The following is a 25429-nucleotide window of genomic DNA, read 5'->3' as shown; positions in this document are numbered from 1 at the left end:
AGATTGATGCGTAAAACGCATCAAACGATGTGTTTATTGCGCTTATAAAATGCCCCTCTCTGATCCAGTTTTCAGAAACAGACGGACAACACGTCAATAATAAACTGGAGACTACGATGATTTCCTCACCCTCACCTGCAACCGTTCGCGCAAGAGCGGGCGCGATACTTCGCGTCACCTCTGGCAACTTCCTTGAGCAATTCGACTTCTTCCTGTTCGGGTTTTATGCCACCTACATTGCGCATACCTTCTTCCCGGCGAGCAGTGAATTTGCCTCGCTGATGATGACCTTCGCCGTCTTCGGCGCAGGTTTCCTGATGCGCCCAGTCGGCGCGATTGTTCTCGGGGCGTATATCGACAAGGTTGGCCGCCGCAAAGGGCTGATCGTCACCCTGTCAATTATGGCGGCGGGAACTTTCCTGATCGTGCTGATCCCCTCCTATGAGAGCATCGGCCTCTGGGCGCCGCTGCTGGTGCTGGTGGGACGCTTGCTGCAGGGCTTTTCCGCCGGGGCGGAGCTTGGCGGGGTATCGGTCTATCTGGCTGAAATCGCCACGCCGGGCCGCAAAGGTTTTTATACCAGCTGGCAGTCCGGCAGCCAGCAGGTTGCCATTATGGTCGCCGCGGCGATGGGCTTTGCCCTGAACGCGCTGATGGAAGAGAGCGCCATCCGCGAATGGGGCTGGCGCATACCGTTCCTGTTTGGCTGTTTAATCGTGCCGTTTATCTTTTTCCTGCGCCGCAAGCTTGAAGAGACCGAAGAGTTCCGCGCGCGCCGCCACACGCTGGCGATGCGTCAGGTATTTACCACCCTGCTGGCGAACTGGCCGGTTGTGGTTGCGGGCATGCTGATGGTGGCGATGACCACCACCGCGTTCTATCTGATCACCGTCTATGCGCCGACCTTCGGCAAAAAAGTGCTGATGCTGAGCGCCTCTGACAGCCTGCTGGTCACGCTGCTGGTGGCGATTTCTAACTTCATCTGGCTGCCGGTGGGCGGCGCCCTGTCGGATCGCTTCGGGCGCAAGCCGGTGCTGATTGCCATGACCCTGCTGGCGCTGGCGACCAGCTACCCGGCCCTGACGCTGCTGGCAAATGCGCCCAGCTTCTCCATGATGCTGAGCGTGCTGCTGTGGCTCTCTTTCCTTTATGGCCTGTACAACGGAGCAATGATCCCGGCCCTGACGGAGATCATGCCCGTTGAAGTGCGTGTGGCCGGTTTCTCGCTGGCCTACAGCCTCGCTACCGCTGTCTTCGGTGGCTTTACGCCGGTCATTTCGACGGCCCTGATTGAGTACACCGGAGATAAAGCCTCGCCGGGGTACTGGATGAGCTTCGCAGCGGTCTGCGCCATGCTGGCAACGCTCTATCTCTACCGTCGCAGCGCGCTGCGTCTGCAAACCGCCCGTTAATTCAGAGAGGATAATATGCACAACGTTATGCGTTCCGGACTGACCGGGCTGGTATTGCTGGCGACCAGCGCTGCGGCGCTGGCCCAGGAGGTGACGGTGATGATCTCGGGTGGTTTCAAAGCCGCCCTCGAAAAGCTCGCACCGGAGTATGAAACCAAAAGCGGCGATCGCATCGTGTTAATCCCGGGTCCGTCGATGGGGAAAACACCGCAGGCGATCCCCAACCGCCTGGCGCGCGGCGAAAAAGCGGACGTGGTGATTATGGTCGGGGATGCGCTGGCGCATCTGGCGAAGGACCAGATGGTCCAGGACGGATCGCGCGTTGAACTGGCGGATTCACCCGTCGGCGTGGTGGTCAAAGCAGGATCGCCAGTACCGGATATCGCCACGGATGCCACCCTGCGCCAGACCTTGCTCAAGGCACATTCCATCGCCTACTCGGACAGCGCCAGCGGGCGGTATGTGCAAACCCAGCTGTTCAAAAAACTGGGTATTGAAGAGCAGATGGCGGGCAAAGCGCACAAGGTGGAGCGGATCCCGGTCGCGTCGGAGGTGGCAAAAGGGAAATACGACATCGGGTTCCAGCAGGTGAGCGAGCTGCTGCCCGTTCCGGGCGTAACCTTTGTCGGCAAACTGCCGGATAATCTGCAGTATATTACCCGTTTTGCCGGTGCGGTGACGGCCCATGCGGACCACCCGTCTGAGGCGAAAGCGCTGCTGGATTACCTCGCGTCAGCCAGCGCACAGCAAACCATCACCGCCACCGGGATGATCCCCGTCCCTACGCCGCGCGATAGCGCGCAGTAATCAGCGTTTCCAGCTCGGCGGCAATCCATGACTGAATGCGCCCGCTGCGCCGAATCAGCCCGACAGTGCGTTTCACTTCGGGCTCGATCAGCGGGATATGGGTCAGAATCGAATGTTCAGCGTGCGGCATTGACATCGCGGGGACGGCAGCAATGCCAATCCCCGCTTCTACCATCCCCAGCATCGTGGTGACGTGGCGCGTTTCGCAGATCCCCGGGCGCGCTGGCTTAATGTGGCCGAGCATCTGGTCGAGCAGGTTGCGGTTACCCGAGGTAATATCCAGGCTGATGTAATCCTGCTGATAAAACGCCTCCCAGGTCAGACTCTTACGCCCCGCCAGCGGATGATCGCGACGGCATGCGGCGACGTACACATCCTCCACCAGCGGAATGAACGTGATATCCGGCTGCAGGCTTCTTGCGAAGCAGATCCCAAAATCCGCCTGACCGCTGGCCACTGCCTCAATGACATTTCCCGCGCTGCTGTCGATAAGCTTAATGCGCACGCGCGGATAGCGGCTCTGAAACTGGCGGATGACCTCAGGCATAAAATGACAGGCAGCCGAAGGCACGGTAGCGACGGTGATCAGGCCGGTACGTTCCTCGCTCACCCTGTCGATATCGGCCAGCATCGATTCCACGTTTTCCAGAAGCTGCCCGCAGCGCTCGGCAAAGGTGTGCCCGAAGAGCGTCAGCGTCACGCGGCGGGTGGTTCTGTCGAACAGTTTTGCCCCCACCGCCGCCTCCAGCTTTTCGATGCGGCGGCTTAAGGCAGACTGAGAAATGCAGATAGATTCCGCCGCGATGCGGAAATTCCCGTATTCCACCAGGGCTCTGAAGGCATAAAGATCGTTGAGGTCGAAATTGACGGGCATACGTTCTGGCAATCCTTAGCGCTTTCCGGAAACTGGAATATTCATAATAGCGACTTATGAATCAGCGGCAACCTTCGCCGCTGATGTGGTTCCGGAAATCGCTATACGCCACAGTGCTCTTCAATATATGACTCGGCCGCCGACTCCACCTGCGCCATCTCCTCGCGGCTCAGCAGCTTCTCAATATTCACCAGGATAATCATTCGGCTGTCGAGTACCCCCAGTCCCAGCAGGTAACGGCCAGAAAGTACCGAGGCCACGTCCGGGGTCGGCTTGATGTTATCCATGTCAATCGACAGCACGTCCGCCACGCCGTCAACCACAATGCCCACCACGCGGTCACTGAGATTGAGCACAATGACCACCGTTTTGTCATCCTGCGACGGGTCGGGCTGCTCAAAGCGCACGCGCAGGTCCACAATCGGCACAATCACGCCGCGCAGGTTGGTCACGCCGGTAATAAAGTTTGGCGCGTTCGGAATGCGCGTCAGGCGATCGCAGCCGCGGATCTCCTGCACTTTGAGAATATCAATGCCGTACTCTTCGTCGCCCAGGCGGAATACCAGGTACTCCTGCGCGGTCGCGTCAGCGGCGGTGGGTTTACTGGCGATTGCTACAGTCATGCTTTTACCCCCTCCCTCCGGGGTTGTGGAACGTTGAGCGTCGACAGCTCAACCACATCAAGGATCAGCGCCACGCTGCCATCGCCAAGGATGGTTGCTGCAGAGACGCCAGGAACTTTGCGGTAGTTATGTTCAAGATTCTTGACCACCACCTGCTGCTGACCGATAAGCTGATCGACCCACAGCGCATAGCGGCAGCCCGCGCTTTGCACGATAACCACAATGCCGTCATCGGCAGGCGCTTCGCCCGCCACCGAGAGGCGCTGGCGCAGCAGCACCAGCGGCAGATACTCTCCACGCACCTGCAGCAGCCGCTCCTCGCCCACGAAGCGGCACAGCATCTCGTCGGTTGGCCGCAGCGATTCCATCACCGCGCCCAGCGGCAGGACGTAAATCTCGTCTCCCACCTTCACCAGCATGCCGTCAAGGATCGCCAGCGTCAGCGGCAGGATAATGCGGATAGTCGTTCCGACGCCCGGCGTCGAGAGCACGTCCACGTGGCCGCCCATCGCCAGAATGTTGCGTCGGACCACGTCCATGCCCACGCCGCGCCCGGAGACATCCGTCACGCTCTCGGCGGTGGAGAAACCAGCGGCAAAGATCAGCATCCACACGTCCTCGTCGCTCATGGTGTCGCTGATGGCCATCCCCTGCGAACGGGCCTTGGCGAGGATTTTTTCCCGGTTAAGGCCCGCCCCATCGTCGCTAACTTCAATCACGATATTGCCGCCGTGGTGTTCAGCGGAGAGCGTCAGGTTCCCCGTCACCGGCTTCCCTTTGGCGACGCGCGCCTCTTTCTCTTCAATACCGTGGTCGAGACTGTTACGTACCAGGTGAGTCAGCGGGTCGATAATGCGCTCGATCAGGCTCTTATCCAGCTCGGCGGACCCGCCTTTGAGGGTCAGCTCGACCGCTTTATTGAGACGGGTGCCCAGGTCGTGCACCAGCCGCGGGAAGCGGCTGAAGACGTAATCCATCGGCATCATGCGAATGGACATGACCGATTCCTGCAGTTCGCGGGTGTTGCGCTCCATCTGCGCCACGCAGCCGGACAGCAGATCGTAGCTGGCGGGATCGAGGGTTTTCGACAGCTGGGACAGCATGGCCTGGGTGATAATCAGCTCGCCGACCTGGTTGATGATCTGGTCAACTTTGCTCACCGCGACGCGAATGCTACCGGACTCCTGACTGGTTGCCCGCGAGGCTGGCGGCGCTTTTTTGGCGACGGTCTCAGGCGCGGCCACCGGCTTTTGTTCTGGCTCTGGCGCAGGCTGTGCGGGCTTCACCTCAATCTGCTTGCTGTCGAGCACGAAGCAGAGCACCGCGGTAATATCGTCCCCCGAGGCGGTGGTCACCAGCGTGACCGTCATGCTGTCCGGCGTCGTCTCAACGCCGGTAATCTCGCCCATATTGGTCAGCTCGTCGCGCAGCATCGTCTGCTCGCCCTCTCCGACGTTACGCAGGGTCACCACCAGCGTGGTTTCCTCCTTAGCCAGGCTGACGGGCGGCGGTGCAGGTTCAGGGGTCGCCGCAGGCTGTTGCCCCTCAAGCGCTATTTCCCGCAGAGCTTCACAGATATAACGATAACGGGCTTCATCAGGCTCCTGCGAAGACTGATAGGCTTCCAGCTGAGCTTGCATAATATCCTTACATTCCAGAAAAAGGTTAATGATTGACCGACTGAGCGTCCTCTCCCCTGCCCGCGCCTGATCGAGGAGATTCTCCAGCAGGTGAGTTGTCTCCTGTAGCGCACTAAAGCCAAAGGTGGCCGCGCCGCCTTTCAGCGAGTGCGCTGCACGAAAAATGGCGTTCAGCTGCTCCTGGTCCGGCGCCGCGACGTCAAGCTGCAGCAGAAGCTGCTCCATTTCGGCCAGCAGCTCTTCCGCTTCGGTAAAAAAGATCTGCGAAAAATCATTCATGTCCATCGGTATAACCCTGCACGTTTTGCAGATTGATATCGTTCAGCACGCTGTCTGCACGCTGAGCCTGGGTATCCTCCAGACGGATCTCCTGCTCTTTCGCGCGGCTGAGCACCAGTATGCTGATGCGGCGGTTGACCGCGCTCTCGGGCGACGTATTTTCCAGCGGCATCCGGCTGGCGGTGCCAATCACGCGTAAAAAGCGCTCATCGCTCAGCCCGCTACGGACCAGCACCCGGCGCGCGGCGTTGGCGCGTCCGGCGGAGAGCTCCCAGTTGCTGTAGCCGCCGTCGCCCCCGGCATACGGCAGCGAGTCGGTATGCCCCGTCAGGCTCAGCGCGTTGGGCAGTTCCTGAAGCAGGGGCACCAGCGCCTGCAGAATGCCGTTCATATAGGATTCCGGCAGTTCGCTGCCGACGCGGAACATCGGGCGGTCCTGCGAGTCGGTGATCTGGATCAGCAGGCCGTCGTTGGTGAGGTTCAGCAGGATATTGGATTTAAAGTTGTTCAGCCGCGGATCGGTTTCGATCATCTTCTGCAGCTTCTCTTTCGCCTGCTTCAGGCTGTCGAAGCGCTTGTGCTTATCAAGCGCGCTGATTTGCCCTTTGAATACTTCGCCCTGCCGCTTGAGGATGTCATCCCCACCGCCGGGGATGACGCTGTCGCTGAGGCTGGTTTTATCACCGTTCGCCATTGAGGGCTTAAGCGGCATGCGGAAGTAGTCCGCAATCAGCTCTCTCTCCATGTCCGTGGACTGCGACAGCAGCCACATCACCAGGAAGAACGCCATCATCGCGGTCATAAAATCGGCATAGGCAATCTTCCATGTCCCGCCGTGATGGGCATGTTTCTTCTTTTTTCGCTTACGTGAAATGATGACAGGCGTGACGTTCTTCATGCGGCGCTGTCCGAGGTTTTGGTTTTCAGCGTGGCGTTAGATTTGACCTCGCGCACGTGCTCTTCCAGCTCTTCAAACGACGGACGTTCGCTGGTAAAGATGGTTTTACGACCAAACTCCACCGCAATCTGCGGGGCATAACCGTTCAGGCTGGAGAGCAGCGTCACCTTGATGCACTGCAAAATTTTGACCTGATCGGAACTCTTCTGACGCAGCAGCGTTGCCAGCGGCAGCACGAAGCCATAGGCGATAAGAATGCCGAGGAAGGTGCCCACCAGCGCGTGGCCAATCAGCATGCCCAGCTCCGCCGCCGGACGATCCGCCGAGCCCAGGGCGTTCACCACCCCCATCACCGCCGCCACAATGCCGAAAGCCGGAAACGCATCGCCCACGGTATTCAGGCTGTGGGCCGGCACTTCCAGCTCTTCTTCGCAGGTTTCGATCTCTTCGTCCATCAGGGCTTCGATTTCATGAGCGTTCATGCTGCCGCCGATCATCAGGCGGAAGTAGTCGAGGATAAAGTTGGCGAGCATCGGGTCGTTCATCAGGCGGGGATAGGCGCTAAAAATATCGCTGTTCTGCGGGTCTTCGATGTCCTTTTCCAGCGACATCAGCCCGTGCACCCGGCTCTGCGACAGCAGCAGAAACATCAGCGCCATCAGGTCCATATAGACCGCTTTGTTATAGCGCTTGCCCACGAAGACTTTAACCAGCGCTTTCCCGGTGGCCTTCAGGGATTTCACGTTGTTGCCCACAATGAACGCCCCAACGCCTGCACCGCCGATAATCAGCAGCTCCAGCGGCTGAAACAGCGCCATCAGATTACCGCCGGACAGAATAAAACCACCAAAAACGGTCAGGATGACAACAAGATAGCCAACAATAACTAACACACTCTCTCCTTTTACTTTATGACCGATGCCGGTTGCCCCGGCATCAGGTAAACGCCATCTTGCGCACAGCCGCCCGTCAGGGTTACGCCGTCATGATTTCCGGCGCGGCGAACGAGCCCAGAAGCCCGGAATTGCTCACCTGGGATTTTTTAAGCGCGCGCGACGGCGGACTGCACAAGCTGCAGGTAAATGGGTTTTTAATAAATTCGGTGGTGACGACAAAACCTCCACCACACACGTTGCAGGCTTTACGCGAAATAATGCCGCAGTCGATAAACCGTAATAATGTCCAGGCACGCGTCAGCCCCAGTACCGGCTTCTCATCAGCACAGGTACTGCACTGCTCCAGATAAAGACGATAGGTCTTCATCAGCATTTCTATCGAGCGCCCCTGCTCCGTCTTTTTCAAATACAGGTAAATGTTGTAGAACATGGAAGAGTGAATATTTTGCTCCCACGACATAAACCAGTCTTCAGAAAACGGCAGCATTCCTTTAGGCGGTGGGCAACCGCGTAACTCTTTATATAAACGAAGCAGACGACGGCGGCTTAGCGACGTTTCCGTTTCCAGTACCTGCATTCTTGCGCCAAGGGAAATTAAGCCCATGGCAATGTTAACCTCATCAATTTCCTGCAGCAGACTTTTTTCACCGCACATAATTAAGCCCCCTCTGCCGTAACAGCATCTTCTTCGCTTAAGGCGTTCAGAAGATTGGTCGACAAAATAATGCCGGTGTGTATTTGCTGCAGTGCTTCAATACGTGAATCTTTTGTCAGATTTTCAATTACCACTTCATCATCAACGCGCAAACGACAAATAAGCTGATTGGTCGCCGCCAGCTTCATTAACTGCGGAAGCGAAAGCTCTTTAAGATTATCAATTGTTCCTTCAGACAATCCAAGGCGAAAACCCGCCGCAAATTTATCCTGGCGGATCAGCTGCTGGGCCAGCAGAAGATAGGACAGGTTAATATCATGAATATTTTGCAGGTACTCGTCGAAATTAGACACAGGCGAAAACTCCCAATGTTATTCAGCCATCAACTGGCATGTCAGTTTAGTTAGATAACGTTTCCGAACTGATGCAGAGAGTCTTTTGGCATTGATATTCACCAGGGTAAGTCAATCTTCCTCGGTAAATGAATAACAATCATGTCAATGCCAAAGGAGGCTGCATCTCAAAACTGGCAAAATCATAAACATTAAGTATTTTCCGAACAAGCGACGGAAATTTCTCTAAATCAACAAATTACTGTTAACCCACTGATTTTAAAAGCCAATAAAGCATTGTTAAACCTTATTAAAGCTTGATTTTAATGATTAAACCTGCGTTAACCGTCGAATTAACATTATAAATGTTAACAACCTGTAATTATGCCTATGCTGATTCCATACGACTTCTTAACCTTTTAACTGCCAGGCTGTGAAGCTGGCTCACGCGGGTTTCGGTAATCCCCAGAATCAGCCCAATTTCTTTCATGTTCAAATCCTGAAGATAATAAAGCTGCAGCAGCTGCTGCTCTCTTTCAGGAATGTACTGAATATGCTCAGCGATCCGTTCCATCAAATTTTCCTTGATGGTATCAATGAGCGGATTAAGCTGCTCATGCTCATCGCCGCTCGTTTCCCAGCTGTCGGCATAATTCTCCTGCAGCTCGTCAACCGAATACATCTGACTGGCATTATTATCCGCCAGCATTTGCTGAAATTCCGGCAATGAAACGCCCATGCGCTCTGCAATTTCAGCTTCCGTGGCTTCTCCGCCCTTTTCCTGCTCGATCTGCTGAATAATGGCGACGATTTCACGCGTATGGGTCCGTACCCGTCTCGGAACCCAGTCGCTTTCTCTCAGTTCATCTAATAATGCCCATTTCACCCGCTGGGTGATCCACGCTGTAAGCGTCACCCCTTTTTTCGGGTCAAAACTTTCGATGGCGCTTAAAAATCCGATCGACCCCGCCTGAATTAAATCGTCCAGCTCAACGCTGGCAGGAAGCCGCTTATGTAAACGCAATGCTTCCTGCCGCACAATATAATGATATTTCGACCAGACGACCGATTTATCTTCCAGCCCTTCGGCCGTATAAATACCATCCACGATTACATTCCACCTGACATTCTCTGTGAGAATTATCCGGTGAAATGGCGCATTCAAATAGTGCGATAAGCCTTTATAAAAATGCGCATTCTGTTACTTCGTTTTTATTAACAGGCTATTTTATAAAACAGCGCTATTAATGACGGCAATTAATAAGATTAAAAGGTTTCCCACTGGGCGAGGTCTGGTTCTTTTTGGCGTCGTGGCTTATTGTGTTCCACGGCCACGTTCGTCACGGTGCTCTCCTGGTTCAGCCTGAACTGCGCCACCAGACGCTCAAGCGCATCGGACTGGGCCTCCAGATCGCCGGCCGCCATCGCAGCTTCTTCCACCATGGCCGCATTCTGCTGGGTCACCAGATCCATCTCATTAACCGCCTGCGAAATCTGGTTAATGCCCGCGCTCTGCTCGTCCGAAGCCGACGTGATTTCGCCCATGATCTGCGTCACCTGCGACACGGACGTCACGATCTCCTGCATCACGGTGCTGGCCTGGCCCACCTGACGCGAACCAATATCAATATTGTTCACGCTGGTGTTGATCAGCTGGTTGATCTCTTTCGCCGCATCGGCGCTGCGTTTTGCCAGGTTGCGTACTTCTTCCGCCACGACCGCGAAGCCACGCCCTTGCTCACCGGCGCGCGCCGCTTCCACCGCCGCGTTGAGGGCCAGGATGTTGGTCTGGTTGGCAATGCTGTCGATTACGCCGTTGATGTCGGCAATCTGACGCGAACTGGTGGTGATTTGCGCCATAATCTGCTCCAGGCTCTGCATCACCTCGCCGCCGTTATGCGCATTGTGGCTGGCGCTTTCTGCCAGTTCCCGCGCCGCGTGGGCGTTGTCGGCGTTCTGGCGCACGGTGGTTTTGATCTGCTCCATGCTGGCCGCCGTCTCCTGCAGCGCCGCCGCCTGCTCTTCGGTACGGGAAGAGAGATCGTTATTGCCGTGGGCAATCTCCTGGGCGTTGGTATGAATGCGCTGTACGCTGTCGCGGATCCCCAGAATCGTGCTGGTCAGGGAGGTACGCATGGACTCAAGCTCGGTGAGCATATGGCCGATTTCATTCTGGCTGCCGCTATCAATGGGCTGACTCAGATCGCCGGCCGCGACGCGACGCAGCATCTCCACCGTGGTCTCCATACGACGCACCAGGGTGTGGCGCAGCCAGAAACGGATGGCGAACAGCAGACCGACAGCCAGAATCATCACCACAATCCCGACGCCCAGCATGATCTGGTAGCCGCGCTCGGAGTCCTCAATATAGCTCTGGCTCAAACGAGCGCTGGCATCGCTGTACTGTTCCACCTTATTACGCAGCGCGGTACGCAACTGCATATCGTGTTCCAGCGAACCGGTATACCCCGCCGGGTTTTGCAGATAGCCCAGTTTAACTTCGGCAACCTTATACACCTCGTTGAACGCCGTATTCACCTCGGCGGCCAGGCGGCTCTCTTCCGGGGTATTAAACGGCGACGCCATAAAGGCATCCATATTACGACGCGCAATTTTCACCACGTTCTGCGTGTGTTTGGCCACATTCTCAGAGACCGGATTACCCAGCGCCGCCTGCAGCATCAGGCCGTTGGTATTGGCCATCACGGCGCTGATGTTATAGGCCGCATCGCGCATCTGATCGTTATTTTCAGACGCCACGACGATACGTTTAAAATTGTTGTTATTGGAGACGGCGTCATAAACAGAATACGCCGTCACGCCGAACAGAATCACCGCAAACAGGCCGATAATTAGGCTGATTGCGCTATAGATTTTCAGTTTTGTTAACATAAATTTTCACCTGCCGTGCATGACCTGCGCCATGCACGAGAGGTGCCTGTGAAGTAGTAAAAGGGGGTCGGCGAATTAGCGGTTAAACAGATTCATCTTTTGCATATTTTTATAGACGTACATTGAGGCGTTCAGCGCCAGCTCTGACATCTGGGATTCCGCCACCAGTGAGACCAGCACGCCGGTATCTGCACCTATCGCGTTCTGTACCTTAACGATCATGTCATTGATCATCACGTCACCGGACATATCCAGCGCGTCCAGCTGCTGCAGATTCGTCCCTAGCTCGGCCTGCGCTTTACCCAGACGGTCGATACTCGCTTCTACGGCCTGGCTGGCGGCGCTCACTGCCGCTTTCATCGCAGTTTCATCAATAGGATCGCGAGTTAACTCATCCACCGCCTTCTGAAGCTTCTCAAAAATGTCACCAAAGACTTCGTCCCCTATATGGCCCATCTGCATCTCCGCGCCATCCGCAACGGTCTGCTTGCGCGTTTCAACGCTGCCGACATAATCACCGTTCGGATCAAAAGGCGGTGCATCCGTTGCAAAGCCACCGAAAATATAGCGACCGTTACCGTCGCGGTTATTCGCCAGATCCAGCATATTCTTACGAATACCTTCAATCTCTTTGCCCAACGCCGCACGATCGTCATCGTTGTAGGCGTCCGAGCCTGCCGCCACGAGCTTCTCTTTCAGGGTGGTGGTTAATAAATTCCCTACCCCGGCCAGAATATTATCCTCATGCTCCAGCGTACCGCGCGCGCGGGAGCGCACGTTACTGTAAAGTTCCAGCTTTGCCAGCGCGTCCTGATACTTCACCGCGTCGGTGGCGGCGGCAGGATCGTCCGACGCCTTCAGCAGCGTTTTGCCCGCTGACATGCGCAAATAGACGTCGTTACTCTGGCTCATGCGCGCCGTCATGGTTTCCGCGCTCTGTTTATACATATAAAGCGTACTTAATCGCATAATCTTTTCCTTTAGCGAATCGCCAGCAGCGAATCAAACATTGCGGTCGCAGTCTTAAGGATTTGCGCGTTCGCGTTGTAATACTGCATAAACATATCCATGTTGATGATCTCTTCGTCCGTGTTTACCCCGGAGAGCGCCTGTTTGGTATCAAACTTGGTGCGCATGTCGGATTCCGCACTGACCAGATTCGATTTCACCCCGCGCGCATGATCGCCAATGGTGCCCACCAGGCTGGCGTAGGCTTCGGTCAACGTGCTATCACCAATCAGCTTCTCGGTCTGGATCTTCAGCATCTCTTCGAGGTTTTTGTTGTCGCTTGCACCCTCGGAAGGGTTGCCAGAGGCAGCAAACTCCTGCGCGCTGGTGATGTTGCGGCTCATGCCTTCGGCTGCGCCGGCCATAGGGTTAAGCGTAAAACTGTCGCCATTGGTCCCGGTCCCGGCTGCAGGCAATTTGATATTGATGCCGTCAAAGGTGATGTCTGCTGCACCGTCAGCAACCCTCGCCACCTCACGACCGTCGGCCCCCTGCACGACCCAATTACCCGCCTCAAAACGCACGGTGTAATCTTCGTTTTTGACCTGCTTATAGTCCGGTTCCACAATCGTAATCGGGCCCAGACCAGCACCACCATTGTTCGGGTTAGCTCTGGCTTTAATCTCCGGCAGCGAAAAGAGAGGCTTACCAGCATCACCATTTGCGTCGAGGCCGGCAGCGTTCTGCTCGTTCATCCGGCTCGCCATCATAAAGGCGATCTCATCCAGCTCTTTGCGCGCCAGCGCCAGATCGTCATTACGGAACTTGAACAGCCCTGCCAGACGGCCTTTGGTGATGCGTTCTTCGTCCAGCGGCGTCGCGTTGCCGTTGGCATCAACGTACGAAACAATGGTTTTATTCGGGTCGGTCGCGGACGGTGAGGTTTTCAGCTCGTAGGCTTTATCGCCGGAGACAAGAGGACGGCCATCGGCGAGGGTCACGTCGACACGGCCGCTCTGTGGGTTTTCGGAGACCTCAATCCCCATCTGCTCGCTCAGCGCCTCCAGCAGGGCATCACGACGGTCGAGCAGATCGGCAGGCGGCGTCCCCTGCCCCTGCGCGCGTTCCAGCTGTTTATTGATTTCGGCCAGCTGTTTGGTGTAGCTATTGATGTCCTTCGCACTCTGCTCAATCTGCGTGTTGGTGCTTTTTTCCAGCCCGCTCAGGCGTTTGCCGCTGGCATTAAAGCGATCCGACAACGTTTTCAGCGAGTTAAAAACCGCAGAACGCGCCGCGCTTGACTCCGGGTCGCTGCTCAGCGTCGCCATCGCTTTAAACATGTCGTTAAGCGAGACCGAGACGTTATCGGACTCATCCGCCAGCATGTTGTCGATGTCCGCCAGCTGTTCCATTCGCCCGTTCAGAGCTGAATAGTGAGAAATCGCACCGCGAAGCTGATTATTGGCAAAGGCGTCATAGGCACGTTCAATGCCGTTCACCTGTGCGCCGTAGCCGTAGAAACCGTTTGGCGTCGACATCCCGCCAAGCTCGCCAATAATAATATTGCGACGGCTGTAGCTGGCGGACATTGAGTTCGTCATGTTGTCGCCGGTCACTTTTAACGCGGCCTGCGCGACGCTTAACCCACCTCGCGCTAAGTTAAATAAGTTATTCATACGTTCTGGTTATTCCCTGTTTGCAGGCCCGCTGTTTGCAACCGGGCCAGAAAGTTCATGTCTCTGCTTATTTCATCGGTGATGGCAAAATTTTCTAAAAAATTTTGTCGAGATCGTGTTTGTATGCATTCACACCCTGCTGAATATCGCCTTTCACCTTCTGAATAATGGTGATGAGCTTTTTGGCGTAGGCCGGGTCGGTCGCGTAGCCGCCCGCCTGCAGCGCCTTTGCCCCCTGCTCTGCTGAATCTGACTGCACCACGCCGCGATAGCGCGGATTTTTGGTCAACAGCTTCGCGTAGTCAGAAAGGGCGTGCTCGTAGGAGTCGTAGACGCGGAACGCGGCTTTAACCTTCTGCTTCACGCCGTTGACGTATTCGGTGGTGGTGATTTCGGTGGTTTTGCCGCGCCAGTCACCCGTCGCCTTAATGCCAAACAGGTTATGGCTCGGGCTGCCGTCAGCGGCGGGGATTTCACGTTTCCCCCAGCCGGACTCCAGCGCCGCCTGGGCGAGGATCAGGTGCGGATGAAGCCCGCTCTGCTGCGCAGCCTCCTGAGCCGGGCGCAGCAGGCGCGCAATAAACGGATGCGCCCCTTCGGCGGGTTTCCCGAACGAAACGGGAGCGGGCAGACGCAGCGGGCCGGTTGCCGGTGCGGCGGAAAGCCCCGGCCGCAGAAAATCACGCCCCGGCGTGCTCACCACTGGCCCATCGCTCTCCCCGCCCAGCTGGCGGACGATAAGATCGGCAAAGCCGAGCTGACCACTCCCGGCAATGTTTTGCGCGATCTGCTGATCGTGCATGGCGGTGTACATCTCTGACGACTGGCTGCTCAGCAAATCATCCTTAAAGGTGGCATCACGCATGCTCTTCATCATCATCTGCACGAAAATCCCCTCCATCTGCTTCGCCGCCGCCTTCAGCGCGCCGGGCGTTTGCCGCCCGGCCTCCCGCTTCAGCGTGTCCAGCGAGCGGACATCAAACGCGGGCTGGTCGAATTTATCGAAGGCGTTCATCAGTTCACCTCCAGCTTCGCCCGCAGACAGCCGGCGTTTTTCATCGCCTGCAGAACCGACATCAGCTCGTTCGGCGTGGCGCCCAGACCGTTCAGGGCGCGGATCACCGCGTTGAGATCGGTGCTGCTGCGCACGTGCTGCAGCGAGCCGCCGCTGTCGCGAACAGAAATATCGGTTTGCGGCACCACTACCGTTTCGCCACCCGCGAAAGGCGTATCCGGCTGGCTGATGACGTTGTTCTGCATCACTTCCACCGTCAGCGAGCCGTGGGCCACGGCGCAGGAATCCAGCGAGACGTGGCGGTTCATCACCACCGAGCCGGTGCGGGAGTTCACGATCACCTTCGCGTCCTGCACGTTGACCTTCACCGGGATGTCCTGAATGTTGGCGAGAAAACGCACGCGTGACGGGCCGTCCGGCGGCGCGAACAGGCGCACGGTGCGGGCATCTTCTGGCATCGCCACACCGCCGCCGCTGTAGCGCTGGTTAATGGCGTCGCTGATCTGTTGCGCCAGCGAGAAATCGGTCTCGTTAAGCTGCAGCCGCACGATGCTCTGGGTGGCGAAATCGTTAGGCACTTCCCGCTCGACGGTCGCCCCGCCGCTGATCCGCCCGCCGTTAAGCTGATTCACCTGCACGCGGCTGCCCCCCGCCTGCGCGCCTGCGCCGGAGATCAGGATATTGCCCTGGGCGATGGCATAGATCTGGTTGTCGGCCCCTTTCAGCGGGGTCATCAGCAGCGTACCTCCACGCAGGCTTTTGGCGTTACCCACCGAGGAAACGACGATATCCAGCTTGTCGCCAGGACGGGCAAACGCGGGCAGCTCAGCGGTCACCATCACCGCCGCGATGTTTTTCAGCTGCATGTTAGTGCCCGCCGGAACGGTGATCCCCAGCTGCGAGAGCATGTTATTCAGGCTCTGGCCGGTGAACGGGGCCTGCATGGTCTGGTCGCCGGTACCGTCAAGGCCAACAATCAGGCCGTAGCCCATCAGGGAGTTCGAACGCACGCCCTGCACGGTTGCCAGATCGCGAATGCGTTCCGCGTGTACCGCTTTCGGTACCGCCAGCATCATGCCGTAGAGCAGGATGCTGAGAAAAAACAGGATAGATTCTTTTTTCATGGTCATATCAGAAAGGAGAAAGGTTCAGGAACAGGCGCTGCAGCCAGCCCATGTTCTGCGCTTCGTTGATGTAGCCGTTACCGACGTACTCAATGCGGGCATCCGCCACCTGGGTGGACGGTACGGTATTGCTGCCGCTGATGGTGCGCGGGTTCACCACCCCGGAGAAGCGGATAAATTCGGTGCCCTGGTTGATGGCGATCTGCTTCTCGCCCACCACGCCGAGGTTGCCGTTCGGCAGCAGCTCTTTGACAGTCACGGTGATGGTGCCGGTGAAGGTGTTGCGCGCCGCCGCGCCGCCTTTTCCGGTAAAATCACTTTTCCCTTCGGCTTCAAAATCAGCCTTACCGTCGCCGAGCCAGCTGTTGAGTTTGGTTGGCATCGCAATCAGCCCCATCCCGGCCGATCCATTACGGTTGGCACTGGCGGAGGAACTTTTGCTGGCGCTCACGTTCTCCTGCAGCAGGATCGTCAGCGTATCGCCCACGTTACGCGGGCGACGGTCTTCGAACATCGGCTGATAGCCGTAGTTCATCCCCTGCCCTGCCTGAAACAGTGAGCCGCCGGTCGCTGCCGGTGCCATCGGTAATGGTGTTGCCGTTGTCGGACCTTCAACAAGGGGCTTTTGCATAATGTGCGCGCAGCCGCCAAGCAGCAGCATGCTTGCCAGCAGCGCGGCCGCCGGAATGTGCATAGACAATATTTTCATTTCAGTGTCGATAAAAAGTCTGGCCGCGCGAGCGGCCAGAGAGGATTACAGCTGGGAAAGGCGCTGCAGCATCTGATCGGATGCCGAGACCGCTTTACTGTTGATTTCGTAGGCGCGCTGCACCTGAATCATGGTCACCAGCTCTTCCGCCACGTTAACGTTGGAAATTTCCACGTAGCTCTGCTTGAGCGTACCGGCGCTCTCCATGCCCGGATTCAGCTCGTTCGGTGCCCCGGAGGACTGCGTCTCTTTGTAAAGATTGCCGCCCACGCTTTCGAGCCCGGCGTTATTGACGAAGGTGGTCAGCGTCAGCTGACCAATCTGCTGCTCTTCCGCCTGGCCCGGGATCTTCACGCTAACGATACCGTCGCTGCCAATCGTCAGCTTCTGCGCATCCTGAGGGATCACGATACCCGGCTGAATAGGATAGCCTTCGGCATTCACCAGCTGCCCGTCCGGGCTTTTACCAAAGTGGCCGTCACGGGTGTAGGCCGTGCTGCCGTCCGGCATCTGCACCTGGAAGAAGCCTTCCCCTTCGATGGCGACGTCATACTCATCGCCGGTCTGATTCATGCCGCCCTGCGTGTGGACACGCTGCGTGGAAACCGGACGCACGCCGGTACCGAGCTGCAACCCGCTTGGCAGGGTGTTCTGCTCCGTCGACTGTGCGCCAGGCTGGCGCATGTTCTGATACAGCAGATCCTGGAACACGGCGCGCTGACGCTTAAAGCCGTTGGTGTTGACGTTCGCCAGGTTGTTGGAGATGACGTCCATATTGAGCTGCTGTGCTTCCAGCCCGGTTTTTGCGATCCATAAAGAACGAATCATGTTGTGACTCCTTGCGCGAATTTAGCTCACGCTTAATAGCTGGTTAGCCTTCTGGGCGTTCTCGTCGGCGGTGCGGATCACCTTCATGTTCATGTCGAAGCCGCGGGAGTTGGCGATCATCGCCGTCATAGCCTGCACCGGGCTGACGTTGCTGCCCTCGATGGCTTCCGGCGTCAGGCGCAGGGTTTCGTCCTGTGCCAGCATCTCGCCGCCTGCCGTGCGGAATAGCCCGTCGTCGCCGTGAACCATGCCGTTCATCTCTGCGTTAACCAGCTTCAGGCGGCCAACGGGCACCAGCGCCGTCGGGTCATCGCCCATGCCGAGCGCCGACACGGTGCCGTCGCTACCGATGGTGACGTGAGACTGCGGCGGCACTTCCAGCGGCCCGCCGTCGCCCATCAGCGGCCCGCCGTCGCCCATCAGCGGACGGCCGTTGACGCTGAGCGCCCCGTCCTGATCCACCTCAATGGCGCCGTTGCGGGTATAGCCTTCGCTGCCGTCGTCCATCGCCACCGCCAGCCAGCCGTTCTGCGGCAGCGCCACGTCCAGGCTGCGGCCGGTGTGGGTGATGGGGCCCATGGTGGTGTCATGAAACGGGGTCGACTCCGCCACCAGGGCGCGGGTACGCAGGCTTTCCCCTTCGATGGGAACCGAACGAAACGCCGCCAGCTGGGCGCGGAAACCAGCCGTGGAGCTGTTCGCCAGATTGTTTGAGGTGACCGCCTGGCGGTTGAGCGCCGCGTTGGCGGCACTCATGGCGGTATAAATAGCGCGATCCATCATTCAGCCTTAACGCAGGTTAACCAGCGTCTGCAGAACTTCAGACTGGGTTTTAATGGTTTGCGAGTTGGACTGGTAGTTACGCTGGTAGACGATCATGTTAACCATCTCATCACCGAGGTTAACGTTGGAGGACTCCAGCATCCCGCCGCTGATATCGCCGAAGCTGCCGGTGCCGGAGGTGCCGAGGAACGGCTGACCGGACTGCGCGGTTTCCGCCCACAGGTTGTTGCCCTGGGCTTCAAGACCGCCGGCATTGGCGAAATCCGCCAGCACCACCTGCGCCACGGTCTGACGTTTGCCGTTGCTGTAGATGGCGATCACTTCGCCAGTATCGCTGACCTGGTAGTTGTTGAATTTACCCGGCGCCTGACCGTCGATTTCACCCAGCATCACCTGGGTATCGCTGGCGTTTTGGGTCAACTTTGAAAGATCCAGCTTCAGCGCCAGCGGCGCAGAGCCGTTATAGCCCTTGCCTTTGATATCCATTTCCGCAGGGCCGGTCAGATTACCGGATGTATCAAAATTGAGTTCAAGTTCCTCAAAGCCATCCGGTGAGGTGGAGTCTTCCGCATGCGCTTTCCACTTCCCTTCCGCGGTATGCACGTAGTAAATCTTGATGGCATGCGTATTACCCAGACTGTCAGTGGCGGTCACTTCACTGACGTAGTTGTAGGTATCAGCGTTGTCAGGATCAAAGACCGGTGTCGCCGGAATGATTTTATCATCTGACTTCAGGTTGCCGGTCACTGACCCTTTCGTCGATGCCGCTGGCGGCATATCGTCTTTCGGGATGCGGATCGGCCCTACCTGAGCACCGGGGTTAATCACCCCGTCCGTCGCCTGATAGCCGGTTAAAAACAGGCCGTTGGTTTTGTTGACGATAAACCCGTTCTGGTCCTGCTCGAACTGGCCGTTACGGCCATAGAAGACACTGCCCGCTTCATCGACCATGCGGAAGAAACCGCGTCCAGAGATGCCTATATCCAGAGCAGAACTGCCGTTCATTAAGCCGCCGTCACCAAAATTCTGGTCAACGCCCGCCACCTGTACCCCCATCCCCGTTGAACCGGCAAAAATGTCGGCGAAGGAGACGGAGCCTGCTTTAAAGCCCACGGTCTGGGAGTTGGCGATATTGTTACCCACCACATCCAGTGCTTTTGCCGCGGCGCTGAGGCCGCTAAGACCTTGTGAAAAACCCATAATTAATTTCCAGAAGTAAGATTATTTTTGAATAACGAACACTTTGCTCATCGGGATTGGATCGTGTTCCGAGAGATGCAGGATCGGCCCGCTCGGATCCATCGTGACGCCCTGTACCTGCTCCTGAACCAGGCCAATCACGTCCGGCTTATCGCCTTCCGGATTCGAGGCTGCAAAGCTGATGGTGTATTCCCTGTCGCGCGGCGGCGCAGCCGGTTTGAACTCTTTGAGATCGTCAAGATTAAAGGTATTCATCCCCTGCTTAACGTTCTTCAGCTCTGCGGTATAGGCATTCCCTTCGCTGTCTTCCAGCGTGACCGTCACCGTCTCGGCATCGCCCGTCATCGCGAAGTGGAAATCATCCGAATTGCCTGGGATCTCCACCCCTTCCTGCATGATGCCCATACCCGGTTCACCAAATGAGACCTTCGCCTCGCCCTCAATGAGCACGCTGCGCCCTACCCAGGAGGAGGCGCTCATGCTGCCGAGCTGAATCATCATCGCCTGCACGCCCGCCACGGACTCATTCAGTTTCTCGACCCCGGCCGCCATGTTGAACTGCGCCAGCTGGGAGGTAAGCTGGTTGTTGTCCATCGGGTTGGTGGGGTCCTGGTTTTTCATCTGCGCCACCAGCAGGGTCATAAACTGGTTCGACAGATCGGCTGCACTGCTGCCCGTGCCGTTACTGCCGGAGCCGTTGTTGTTATTAATCGAAGAGACCGCCATACGCGTCCTTACTGACCAAGGGTTAATGTTTTCAGCATCAGGCTTTTGGCGGAGTTCATCACCTCCACGTTGGCCTGGTAGCTGCGAGAGGCCGAAATGGTGTTCACCATCTCGTTCATGACGTTGACGTTGGGCATCCGCACGTAGCCCTGTTCGTCGGCCAGCGGGTTGCCCGGCTCATAGACCAGACGATCCGGCGCGCTGCTCTCCACCACCTCACTCACCTGCACACCACCGATCTCCTGGCCGACCGTATTGTCGACGCGAAAGACGACCTGCCGGGCGCGATACGGCTGGCCGTCCGGCCCCGCCACGCTGTCGGCGTTGGCCATATTGCTGGCGCTGACGTTAAGGCGTCGGGACTGGGCGGCCATCGCCGACCCTGAAATATCAAATACGCTAAAAAGCGACATCGCTAATTACCCCTGACTGAGCACAGTCATCATTTTCTTAATATCCGCGCCCAGGAACGTCAGTCCTGACTGATATTTCACGGCGTTATCCGCAAAATTGACGCGCTCACGATCCATATCCACGGTATTGCCGTCGGCACTCGGTTGATCCGGTATGCGATACAGCAGCTGACTGTCGTCCAGCGGCATCGCTTTTCCTTCAATATGTCGGTTTGACGTTAATGAAAGGGATACGGGAGATTTCGCCAGAGCATTATTTTCCATCGCACTTTTTAACTGCTGATGAAAATCGATATCTCGCGCCTGGTAGCCAGGCGTGTCGGCATTCGCAATATTCGAAGCCAGAATATCCTGACGGCGCGAAAGTAAACCTAACGCTTGCTGTTGAAAGCGAAAGGCGTCATCGAGTTTATTCATGACGTGAGGCTCCTGCCTTGCATAATTTTAAACTGCGATAGTGTAGTCAGCGCAGGTGAAATATCACACTGCAAAGACCCGTCACAAATAAGCCTATTTAGGGAAATAGAAAGCGAGAATATTTCGTTAAAAAAACGATGGATTTAAATGCTGTCATAAGTGTCATTATTTAAGACAATAAAACCCCTGCCACTGCGTATATAATTTCGCCATATCCATTCTTTCCATTAAGGCAATACGATGAAGTTTCCGTTATTCCGCGCGGCGGTTGCCGTATTACTCTGTTCGGCCACGGCTGCCGCCAGCGTACCGTCAACCCCTACGGCAAAGCAGCGTTTGATGCTTAAGCTTGATGCGTTGATTAAGCAACCAGAAGACGGCAACGACATCGTACGTACCGCTACTCTGCTTGCCACCCCGTCCCAGCTTGCCTCGGTGTGTGATAACCCGGAGCTGAGCCTGGTGGGACGCGACAGCCGTCTCACCGGTAAACGCACGGTGCTCGCGCAGTGCGGCGCGCGCCGCCATTTCCTGCCGGTGCGTATCAGCGCCCAGGGCACCTGGTGGGTGGCCAGCCAGAGCCTGCCCGGCGGTGCGATAGTGCAGCGCAGCGACATCGAACCGGTGACCGGGATGCTGGACAACCAGCCCGGCGGCTTAATCTTCAATGCGGACGCGATTATCGGCCAGCGCCTGACCCGTGCGGTAGACGCCGGGAAACCGCTGTTAGAAAACCAACTCCGTCAGCAGTGGCGGCTGCGCGCCGGGCAGACGGTAGACCTGGTCACTACCGGCGAGGGCTTTCGTATCCGCAGTCAGGGAAAGGCGCTGAACAACGCCGCCATTGATGACATGCTGAAGGTCAAAACGGCAGGCGGGCGCACCGTGAGCGGAAAAGTGGCTGCCGACGGCCAGGTTCTGATTATTTCGCAACAATAAATTTTAGGTTTTCTGTGAACCACCGATGAAAGAAACATAGGTCACATAAAACGAATCCCTGCGAGGACAACCATGAGCATTAACAGTAACCAGACCACCGCTCCGATTGCGAAAATCGCCCCGACGCACGAGGTACGTCACCGTAATCAGGCACAGGAAAACGGCGTTGCAGAAAAACGCCCGGAAAAGAGCGATAAAACCGACGTCACCCTGAGCGCCCTGACGAAAAAGATCCAGACCGATGACAGCCGCGACGTGGATCACGCTCGCGTTGCCGAGCTCCGTGCCGCTATCGCGACAGGTACCCTGCACATTGAGCCTGAGAAAATCGCTCAGGCGATGGTGCAGGACATGTTTCAGTTTTAATCGTTAGCAGGATTGTTATGGATAAGCTTTACCCAATACTCACACAGATGAAAACGTCTCTGGATGAACTGGAGGCGATCATGATTGAAGAGGTGAATCAGCTCAATCGCGTGCAGATCAACCCGGTTTCGCTGCAGGTGCTGGCGGATAACAAAAGTCAGCTGCTGTCGACTATCCAGTATTACGACGATATGCGCCGTCAGCAGGAGCAGCAGTGCGCAACAGAAGCCCCCTACCCTGGGCTCGGCAAGCTGTATGCCAGCTGGCAGCAGGTCAGCGAAAAAGTGCGCCACTCGAAAGCGCTGAACCAGCAGGTGGAATCGCTGCTGCAAAGCCATATGAAGAAAAATCAGCACATTCAGAAAGCCATCGACCACGTGGGCCATACAAATTCGCTGTACGGCCCGGCGGGTGAGTCAAGCCAGCTGCCCTCTGGCCGCAAGTACAACATCAGTATCTGATCGTTCCTGTCTGCGTTGTCCTCTTTTGCCCGCCTCTGGCGGGCTTTTTTTTGTGAAAAAATGCCCCCTCACCCTAACCCTCTCCCCGGAGGGGCGAGGGGACTGTTCGGTGCGGTCTTTAATTTTGGCACAGGTCTGCTTTTTACCCTCGCCCCTTTGGGGAGAGGGCCAGGGTGAGGGGGGAAAATGAATTAAACGGCCGTGTAGGCTTTTGCGCTGGAGCTGGATTTGCGAAGGGTGGACAATTCACGGCTAATCTCAGACAAACGCGCCTGAATAGCCTGGGTTATCAGCGCATCGTTCTCCAGCAGATGGGCCAGACGGGCGCTCACCTGTGATTTATTGCGCTGTGCCAGCTGGGGCAGGTCGATCTCACTCAGGGTTCTCATGCCCATGGAATAGGCCACAGATTCGTCAAGAAACGCGTCCCACTCCCCCTCTTCGGCCTGCTGGCGCAGTTTGGCATTGCTCGCCAGCAGCTCCTCAATGAGCATCATCACGTCGTTATCCATGTTTCACCTGCTTTTGCTGTGGGCTGATAAGCTGCCAGGTTTCCGACATCTCTGTCATCAGCGAAATAAGGTGCGGTAAGTTCTCACCCGTTTTATTCAGGTTCGCCTCCAGCAGCGTGCGGGAGATATATTCGTATAAACTCTCCAGCTCTTCGGCGATTTTCCCGCCCTTCTCATGATCCAGCCCGGCGCGCAGGCCGTTGTCGATAATGTTAATGGCGCGGGAAATCATCTCGCCGCGACGGGCGATATTCCCGGACTGAAAGTAGATCTCGGCCCGCTTCATGGCGTTAATCGCCCCGTCATACAGCAGGACGATCAGCTCGTGCGGCGTCGCGCCGTTGATCTGGCTGTCCAGAGAGACCGCGGTGTAGGCACTGTTGCCCGTTTTGGTATACATCATTAAATCCTGCCGGGCAGCGAACTGCCCGGTGTTATGGGTTAAACCAGCCCCGCCAGCGACTGTTGCAGACGGGTACTCATGTTATTCATATCGCTCATCGCCTTATCGAGACGCTGGTACTCTTTTTCCCGGCGCAGCATGGTCTCTTCAATACGTCTTTCGACGGCGGTGATCTGCTTGCCGATGCGCTTTTCCTGTTCACGCAGGGATTCCAGCGCGGTTTCGATCACGCCGTCTTCCTTCGTGACCGCGTCTTTATCGCCAAGATAGGTATTGAAGATCCCTTCCATGCGATCCTTAATCCCCTCTTTGCCCCCTTTACCGAGGAAAAGTGCCTCCACCGCTTTCGGGTTGTCCTTCAGAGCGGCGTCGAGCTTTTTGTTATCGATCGTAAGCGTGCCGAGTGTGCCAGTGCGTTCATCGCCGATTTTGCCATCAAACGTCACGGTAATGCCGATGCTGCCCAGCGACTGAATCACGTCGTTGACGTCAGAGTAGCTGCCGGTAACGGTGGATTTGAGCTGGCTGGTGAGGCGGCGCAGCGAGCCGTCGCTGAACAGCGCGCCGTTGGACGGATCCGGCTGGGCAAGGTCGCCCGTGTTGCTGTCTCGATCCGGTGCCGTGTATTTGGTGGCGCTGGCGACGGTGCTGAGGTAGCTGTTGTAGTTTTTGACGAACTCTTCAATCAGCTTTTTGACGTTTGAGGTGTCTTCGGTGATGGTGAGGGATTCGGTTTTGTAGCTGTCCGGCTCGTCTGGATCGAGTGTAGGATCTTTCAATTCCGAGACTTCACGCAATTCAAGCGTCACACCGGTGATCAGATCGTTAATGGTGTTTGAGCTGCGGGTAACAAGGTTACCGTTGAGAACAATTTCCGCATTTTGGGGTGCCATTTCTTCAGACGCACTTTCGAGCTTCGTCTTTAACTCACTGTTGCCTTCCACTGTGATGGCCATTTTACCGGCGTCACCGGTTTTTTTAGACGTCAGCACCAGCTTGTGCTTACCGTCCTCAATGGTTATCACTTCCGCAACAACATCGCCTTTCTGCTCATTGATCTTTTTGGCAATCTGATCGAGCGAGGTTTCGTCACTCTTTAAGTTCAACTCCAGTGGTTTTTCGCCCTCTTGCAGGGTGATTTTCACTTTTGCATCACTGGTACCAATCAGCCCATCGCGAGAAGTATTCTCTACCGCCAGCTGATGCGCTTTCGCCAGTTGTTTAACAGCGATGGAATAGCTGTTGGGAATTGCCCCATTCCCTGCCGTCGCCTTAAAGGTTTTGTTGTCGCTGACGCTGACACCGTTAAACCCTTCTTCCTCCAGCTTGCCGAGATTATCTTTTAGCGTGCTGAGCGAGCTGGAAATAGAGCCCCAGGCAGAAATCTGTCCTTTATAGTTGCTCTGCTTTTGCAAATACGGGTTTAGTTTTTGGGTAATGCCTTTGCGCTCGTCCGCCAGCCACTGGTCAAACGGCAGCCCGGAGCCGACGCCTAAAAAGTTAGTTGCAGCCATAATCATTGTTCCTGTTGAAATAAGTTAGCCAGACACTCTTTCTATCGGGTAATAGAGAAGGAAGTTTAATTTTTCATATATACGGCA

At 56.5% G+C, this 25429-nt stretch carries 28 protein-coding genes; 5 read left to right on the top strand and 23 right to left on the bottom strand.

Features of this window, described 5'->3' with window-relative positions; genetic code table 11:
* Positions 1-116 precede the first annotated feature (116 nt).
* Positions 117-1412: a tricarballylate/proton symporter TcuC gene (gene tcuC / locus ACWKXT_RS10320; protein ID WP_454527839.1), complete on the top strand. Its 1296-nt coding sequence runs from the start codon at positions 117-119 to the stop codon at positions 1410-1412.
* Between the two features lie 15 nt (positions 1413-1427).
* The gene (locus tag ACWKXT_RS10315) at positions 1428-2219 is read left to right on the top strand and encodes a substrate-binding domain-containing protein (RefSeq protein ID WP_454532381.1); all 792 of its coding nucleotides are present in this window, start codon (positions 1428-1430) and stop codon (positions 2217-2219) included.
* Here ACWKXT_RS10315 and ACWKXT_RS10310 read toward each other — a convergent pair.
* The 20 genes from ACWKXT_RS10310 to flgB form a co-directional block, all read right to left on the bottom strand.
* Positions 2194-3093 carry a LysR family transcriptional regulator gene (locus ACWKXT_RS10310; RefSeq protein ID WP_454527841.1) on the bottom strand — a complete coding sequence of 300 codons (900 nt, stop codon included), beginning with the start codon at positions 3091-3093 and terminating at the stop codon, positions 2194-2196. The two genes, ACWKXT_RS10315 and ACWKXT_RS10310, sit on opposite strands and share 26 nt — an antisense overlap.
* A gap of 101 nt (positions 3094-3194) precedes the next feature.
* Positions 3195-3716 (bottom strand): chemotaxis protein CheW, encoded by a 522-nt coding sequence (locus tag ACWKXT_RS10305; protein ID WP_454532380.1) that lies wholly within the window; start codon positions 3714-3716, stop codon positions 3195-3197.
* Positions 3713-5641 carry a chemotaxis protein CheA gene (cheA, locus tag ACWKXT_RS10300; protein ID WP_454527843.1) on the bottom strand — a complete coding sequence of 643 codons (1929 nt, stop codon included), beginning with the start codon at positions 5639-5641 and terminating at the stop codon, positions 3713-3715. The genes ACWKXT_RS10305 and cheA overlap by 4 nt, the downstream gene beginning before the upstream one ends.
* Positions 5628-6533, bottom strand: coding sequence for a flagellar motor protein MotB (gene motB, locus ACWKXT_RS10295; protein WP_454532379.1), 906 nt, complete (start codon positions 6531-6533; stop codon positions 5628-5630). The genes cheA and motB overlap by 14 nt, the downstream gene beginning before the upstream one ends.
* Positions 6530-7426, bottom strand: a complete 897-nt coding sequence (motA, locus tag ACWKXT_RS10290; RefSeq protein ID WP_454527845.1) for a flagellar motor stator protein MotA — start codon at positions 7424-7426, stop codon at positions 6530-6532. The genes motB and motA overlap by 4 nt, the downstream gene beginning before the upstream one ends.
* Before the next feature lie 82 nt (positions 7427-7508).
* The gene (flhC, locus tag ACWKXT_RS10285; protein ID WP_454527846.1) at positions 7509-8084 is read right to left on the bottom strand and encodes a flagellar transcriptional regulator FlhC; all 576 of its coding nucleotides are present in this window, start codon (positions 8082-8084) and stop codon (positions 7509-7511) included.
* 2 nt (positions 8085-8086) lie between these two features.
* Positions 8087-8437, bottom strand: a complete 351-nt coding sequence (gene flhD, locus ACWKXT_RS10280) for a flagellar transcriptional regulator FlhD (RefSeq protein ID WP_454532378.1) — start codon at positions 8435-8437, stop codon at positions 8087-8089.
* Between the two features lie 367 nt (positions 8438-8804).
* The gene (gene fliA, locus ACWKXT_RS10275; protein WP_454532377.1) at positions 8805-9524 is read right to left on the bottom strand and encodes an RNA polymerase sigma factor FliA; all 720 of its coding nucleotides are present in this window, start codon (positions 9522-9524) and stop codon (positions 8805-8807) included.
* Between the two features lie 158 nt (positions 9525-9682).
* Positions 9683-11308 carry a methyl-accepting chemotaxis protein gene (locus ACWKXT_RS10270; protein WP_454532376.1) on the bottom strand — a complete coding sequence of 542 codons (1626 nt, stop codon included), beginning with the start codon at positions 11306-11308 and terminating at the stop codon, positions 9683-9685.
* Positions 11309-11383: 75 nt separating this feature from the next.
* Positions 11384-12277, bottom strand: coding sequence for a flagellar hook-associated protein FlgL (gene flgL, locus ACWKXT_RS10265; protein ID WP_454532375.1), 894 nt, complete (start codon positions 12275-12277; stop codon positions 11384-11386).
* Positions 12278-12288: 11 nt separating this feature from the next.
* Positions 12289-13932, bottom strand: coding sequence for a flagellar hook-associated protein FlgK (gene flgK / locus ACWKXT_RS10260; RefSeq protein ID WP_454532374.1), 1644 nt, complete (start codon positions 13930-13932; stop codon positions 12289-12291).
* Between the two features lie 94 nt (positions 13933-14026).
* A complete protein-coding gene (flgJ, locus tag ACWKXT_RS10255; RefSeq protein WP_454532373.1) occupies positions 14027-14947 on the bottom strand; it encodes a flagellar assembly peptidoglycan hydrolase FlgJ in 921 nt (306 codons plus the stop codon).
* Positions 14947-16077: a flagellar basal body P-ring protein FlgI gene (locus ACWKXT_RS10250; protein ID WP_454532372.1), complete on the bottom strand. Its 1131-nt coding sequence runs from the start codon at positions 16075-16077 to the stop codon at positions 14947-14949. The genes flgJ and ACWKXT_RS10250 overlap by 1 nt, the downstream gene beginning before the upstream one ends.
* Before the next feature lies 1 nt (position 16078).
* Entirely contained in the window at positions 16079-16765 is a 687-nt protein-coding gene (locus ACWKXT_RS10245; protein ID WP_454532490.1) for a flagellar basal body L-ring protein FlgH, read from the bottom strand.
* A gap of 60 nt (positions 16766-16825) precedes the next feature.
* A complete protein-coding gene (gene flgG / locus ACWKXT_RS10240; RefSeq protein WP_454532371.1) occupies positions 16826-17608 on the bottom strand; it encodes a flagellar basal-body rod protein FlgG in 783 nt (260 codons plus the stop codon).
* Between the two features lie 21 nt (positions 17609-17629).
* Complete coding sequence (locus ACWKXT_RS10235; protein ID WP_454532370.1) at positions 17630-18388, bottom strand: flagellar basal body rod protein FlgF; 759 nt, start codon at positions 18386-18388, stop codon at positions 17630-17632.
* Positions 18389-18397: 9 nt separating this feature from the next.
* Positions 18398-19591 carry a flagellar hook protein FlgE gene (gene flgE, locus ACWKXT_RS10230; RefSeq protein WP_454532369.1) on the bottom strand — a complete coding sequence of 398 codons (1194 nt, stop codon included), beginning with the start codon at positions 19589-19591 and terminating at the stop codon, positions 18398-18400.
* A 21-nt stretch (positions 19592-19612) separates the two neighbouring features.
* On the bottom strand, positions 19613-20317 hold the full coding sequence (locus ACWKXT_RS10225; RefSeq protein ID WP_454532368.1) for a flagellar hook assembly protein FlgD: 705 nt from the start codon (positions 20315-20317) through the stop codon (positions 19613-19615).
* A gap of 8 nt (positions 20318-20325) precedes the next feature.
* Positions 20326-20730 carry a flagellar basal body rod protein FlgC gene (flgC, locus tag ACWKXT_RS10220; protein ID WP_454527858.1) on the bottom strand — a complete coding sequence of 135 codons (405 nt, stop codon included), beginning with the start codon at positions 20728-20730 and terminating at the stop codon, positions 20326-20328.
* Positions 20731-20736: 6 nt separating this feature from the next.
* Positions 20737-21147 (bottom strand): flagellar basal body rod protein FlgB, encoded by a 411-nt coding sequence (gene flgB / locus ACWKXT_RS10215; protein WP_454532367.1) that lies wholly within the window; start codon positions 21145-21147, stop codon positions 20737-20739.
* 240 nt (positions 21148-21387) lie between these two features.
* Between flgB and flgA the strand changes: the two genes are divergently transcribed.
* The 3 genes from flgA to ACWKXT_RS10200 all read left to right on the top strand — a co-directional run bounded on the left by flgA (position 21388) and on the right by ACWKXT_RS10200 (position 22913).
* Positions 21388-22086 (top strand): flagellar basal body P-ring formation chaperone FlgA, encoded by a 699-nt coding sequence (gene flgA / locus ACWKXT_RS10210; RefSeq protein ID WP_454527860.1) that lies wholly within the window; start codon positions 21388-21390, stop codon positions 22084-22086.
* A gap of 72 nt (positions 22087-22158) precedes the next feature.
* Entirely contained in the window at positions 22159-22452 is a 294-nt protein-coding gene (flgM, locus tag ACWKXT_RS10205; RefSeq protein WP_454532366.1) for a flagellar biosynthesis anti-sigma factor FlgM, read from the top strand.
* Positions 22453-22469: 17 nt separating this feature from the next.
* A complete protein-coding gene (locus ACWKXT_RS10200; protein ID WP_454527862.1) occupies positions 22470-22913 on the top strand; it encodes a flagella synthesis protein FlgN in 444 nt (147 codons plus the stop codon).
* 191 nt (positions 22914-23104) lie between these two features.
* On the opposite strand, the gene ACWKXT_RS10195 is transcribed toward ACWKXT_RS10200, so the two are convergent.
* The 3 genes from ACWKXT_RS10195 to fliD are packed head-to-tail and all read right to left on the bottom strand — an operon-like array spanning position 23105 to position 25342.
* The gene (locus tag ACWKXT_RS10195) at positions 23105-23425 is read right to left on the bottom strand and encodes a flagellar protein FliT (RefSeq protein WP_454532365.1); all 321 of its coding nucleotides are present in this window, start codon (positions 23423-23425) and stop codon (positions 23105-23107) included.
* On the bottom strand, positions 23418-23825 hold the full coding sequence (gene fliS, locus ACWKXT_RS10190) for a flagellar export chaperone FliS (RefSeq protein ID WP_454532489.1): 408 nt from the start codon (positions 23823-23825) through the stop codon (positions 23418-23420). The genes ACWKXT_RS10195 and fliS overlap by 8 nt, the downstream gene beginning before the upstream one ends.
* A 41-nt stretch (positions 23826-23866) precedes the next feature.
* Positions 23867-25342 carry a flagellar filament capping protein FliD gene (gene fliD / locus ACWKXT_RS10185; RefSeq protein ID WP_454532364.1) on the bottom strand — a complete coding sequence of 492 codons (1476 nt, stop codon included), beginning with the start codon at positions 25340-25342 and terminating at the stop codon, positions 23867-23869.
* Positions 25343-25429: the final 87 nt, after the last annotated feature.

It is taken from the genome of Enterobacter sp. UPMP701 (assembly GCF_053709515.1).
Note: the sequence above shows the minus strand (reverse complement) of the source record. Positions and strands in the feature narration are given on the sequence as shown.